This window comes from Nocardia tenerifensis NBRC 101015 (assembly GCF_000308715.1).
Taxonomy (GTDB): Bacteria; Actinomycetota; Actinomycetes; order Mycobacteriales; family Mycobacteriaceae; genus Nocardia; species Nocardia tenerifensis.
The window spans coordinates 1-3,176 of the sequence record NZ_BAGH01000357.1; the positions used below are offsets into that span (position 1 = coordinate 1).

Annotated in this window: 4 protein-coding genes; 2 read left to right on the top strand and 2 right to left on the bottom strand. The window is 70.6% G+C overall.

Translation table 11 applies throughout. From position 1 onward, the window contains the following. The coding region (locus tag ON39_RS28605) for an alpha/beta fold hydrolase (RefSeq protein WP_040739044.1) at positions 1–270 on the top strand (270 nt) is incomplete at its 5' end. Further along, the gene (pcaC, locus tag ON39_RS28610; protein WP_040739045.1) at positions 267–650 is read left to right on the top strand and encodes a 4-carboxymuconolactone decarboxylase; all 384 of its coding nucleotides are present in this window, start codon (positions 267–269) and stop codon (positions 648–650) included. The genes ON39_RS28605 and pcaC, both read left to right, overlap by 4 nt. 9 nt (positions 651–659) lie before the next feature. Here the strand turns inward: pcaC and ON39_RS28615 are convergent, their stop codons facing one another. Together ON39_RS28615 and ON39_RS28620 are read right to left on the bottom strand one after the other, a co-directional pair. After that, positions 660–2,108: an NAD-dependent succinate-semialdehyde dehydrogenase gene (locus ON39_RS28615; RefSeq protein ID WP_040739046.1), complete on the bottom strand. Its 1,449-nt coding sequence runs from the start codon at positions 2,106–2,108 to the stop codon at positions 660–662. Positions 2,109–2,150: 42 nt separating this feature from the next. After that, positions 2,151–3,176, bottom strand: a 1,026-nt coding sequence (locus tag ON39_RS28620) for a thiamine pyrophosphate-dependent enzyme (RefSeq protein WP_040739047.1), incomplete at its 5' end; no start/stop codon positions are given.

Below are 3,176 nucleotides of genomic sequence, written 5' to 3' on the forward strand. Positions count from 1 at the left end.
GCCGCCGTTCCCGCGGAGGGCTACGCCTCGTGCTGCGCGGCGATCGAGACCATGGACCAGACCGCGCTTCTGCCGACGATCGGCGCGCCGACGTTGGTCATCGCGGGCGCGGACGACCCGGCGACCCCGCCGGCGCACGGGCGGCGGATAGCCGACGCGATCCCGCACGCCCGGCTCGAAATCATCGACTCGGCAGCGCATTTGGCCACGGCCGAACAGTCGGACCTCATCAACGACCTGATTCTCGGCCACCTGAAGGAGAACTCGTGAACGAGCGCGCACGGCAGGGGTCGCGGGTCCGGCGGGAGGTGCTCGGCGACGCGCATGTCGACCGGGCCGAGGCGAACACCACCGAATTCACGCGCCCTTTCCAGGATTACATCACCGAGGCGGTGTGGGGCTCGATCTGGACCCGTCCGGGCCTGGACCGGCGCACCCGCAGCTGCATAACCCTCGCCGTGCTCACCGCCCTCGGCCGGCACGAGGAGATCGCGATGCACGTGCGCGCCGCGATCGGCAACGGCCTCACCCCGGCCGAGATCGCCGAGGTCCTGCTGCACACCGGCGCCTACGCCGGGGTGCCCGCCGCCAACGCCGCCTTCGCCATCGGTCAGCGGGTACTCGACGAACTCGGGGACCCGGCCGGCTGATCATGTGCGCTACGGCAGCGCAATGTATTTGGTTTCGAGATACTCCTCGATTCCCTCCGTGCCCGCCTCGCGGCCGAGACCGGATTCCTTGACGCCGCCGAAGGGCGCGGCGACATCGGAGACGATGCCTCGGTTGACGCCGACCATCCCGGATTCCAGCGCCTCGGCTACGCGCAGGGCGCGATCGAGGTCGGTGGTGTAAATGTATGCGGCCAAACCGTATTCGGTGGCGTTGGCGGCGGCGATGCCCGCCGCCTCGCCGTCGAAACCGGTGATCGCGGCCACCGGCCCGAACACCTCCTCGCGCAGGATACGGGCGTCGGCGGGGACGTCCGCGAGCACGGTCGGCTCGTAGAAATAGCCGTCGCCCGCGACGCGCGAACCACCCGTGGTGACGCGAGCGCCCTTGTCCGTCGCGTCGCGCACCAGCTCCGCGACGGTGTCGCGTTGCCGCTCGCTGATCAGCGGCCCGACCTGCACCCCGTCGAGGTGGCCGGGCCCGATCTGCAAGGCGCGCATGCGCTCTGACAGCGCTGCGGTGAACTCCGCACGGACCGAGTTGTCCACGTGAAAACGGTTCGCCGCGGTGCACGCCTCACCCATATTGCGCATTTTCGCCGCCATCGCGCCGTCGACCGCGGCATCGATATCCGCGTCGGCGAACACGACGAACGGGGCGTTGCCGCCGAGCTCCATGGAGACGCGCAGCACGCGCGAAGCCGATTGGGCGAGCAGGGTTTTGCCGACGGCGGTAGAACCGGTGAAGGTCACTTTGCGCAATCGCTCATCGGTGAACATCGGATCGGTGAGCGCCGCGGCGCGCGAGGTCGGCAGGATCGACAGGACGCCCGGCGGCAGCCCGGCGTCGGCGAAGACCTGGCCGAGCAGCAGCATGGTCAGCGGCGTCTCCGCGGCGGGCTTGACCACCATCGTGCAGCCCGCCGCCAGCGCGGGGGCGATCTTGCGGGTGCCCATGGCCAGCGGGAAGTTCCACGGCGTGATGGCCAAGGTCGGGCCGACGGGCTGCTTGGTGACGAGGATGCGCCCGCCGCCCGACGGGGAGTGTGTGTAGCGGCCGTGCACGCGCACCGCCTCCTCGGCGAACCAGCGCAGGAACTCCCCGCCGTAGGTGACCTCGCCGTGGCTCTCGGCCAGTGGCTTGCCCATTTCCAGAGTCATCAGCAACGCGAAGTCGTCACGCCGGGCCATCACCAATTCCCAAGCGCGCCTTAGTATTTCGGCCCGCGTCCGCGACGGTGTCGCCGCCCACCCGGCCTGCGCCTCGGCGGCTGCCGCGAGCGCTCGAGCGCCGTGCCCGGCCGTCGCGTCGGCGACCTCGGTCAAAACCTGTCCCGTCGCCGGGTTGTACACGGGGAACGTGTGTTCCGTCGCTGTCTGGTGGCCGCCGATCCAGAGGCCGGTCGGCAGGGTGGCGAGCAGTTCAGCCGCTTCACGCATCGCTGGAAGTCTCCGTTATCTCGAAAAGTGTTGTCGGTCGGGTCAATCGCGCTTCAGGCCGGTGAGCGCCGAGTTGGTTTCCCAGCCGGTGATCGGCGGGTAGGCGTCGGCGTCGGTGACGACGTCGAGCACGGTGGTGGCCGGCTCGGCGATCGCCTTCGAAAGCGCCTCGCGCAGTTCGGCATCCGTGCGGATGGTGTGGCCGTGCGCGCCGCACGCGGTGGCGATCTGGGCGTGATCGACCCGGCCGAGCTCGACGGCTGAAGTGGCCCTGCCGAACTGGACGATCTCGGCGTGCTTCTGATAGCCGAGGACGGCGTTGTCGAGCACGACCACGACCACGTGCAGGCGTTCGCGGACGGCGGTCTCGAGCTCGGCCCAGCAGTGCGCGAAGCCGCCGTCGCCGACCAGGCAGATGACCGGCGCGGACGGTCGCGCCGCCTTGGCGCCGAGGGCCAGCGGCAGGCCCCAGCCGAGCCCGGCCATGCCGCGCGGCAACAGGAATCGCTGCCGGTCGGTGGTGGCCCGCACGTAGTTGGCCACCCAGATCGAGGAGTAGCTGGCGTCCGCGACGACGACGGCGTCGTCGGGCAGCAGCGCATTGATCTCGTCGGCCACCCGCTCGGGCCGCAGCGGCTGCCGCGTCGAGGCGCGGACCGCGGCCGTTGCGGCCTCGAACGCGATGCGCGAGTGCACGATTCGGTCGATGAGCGCGGGCCGGTCGGCGGCGCGCTTGCTCAGGTCGAGCTCGCGCAGCGCGGCCGCGAGGTCGTCGACGCCGGTCCGGACGTCGCCGACCAGGCGTAGCGAAGGGTAGTTGCGGCCGATCTCGGCCGGGTCGATATCGAGGTGGATGAAGGTGGCCCCGGGTGGGAACAGGCGCCAGCCGTCGGTGCCGTTCTCGTTCGTGCGGGAGCCGGCGAACAGGACCGTGTCGACCCCGGCCAGCCACTCGCGCATGCCGTGCGAAACCCCGTGCGGCCCCATGTAATTGCCGACGACGCCGACGCTCAGCTCGGCGGTGTCGAGCACGACACCCTTGCCCATCGGCGTCGTCGCGACCGGCAG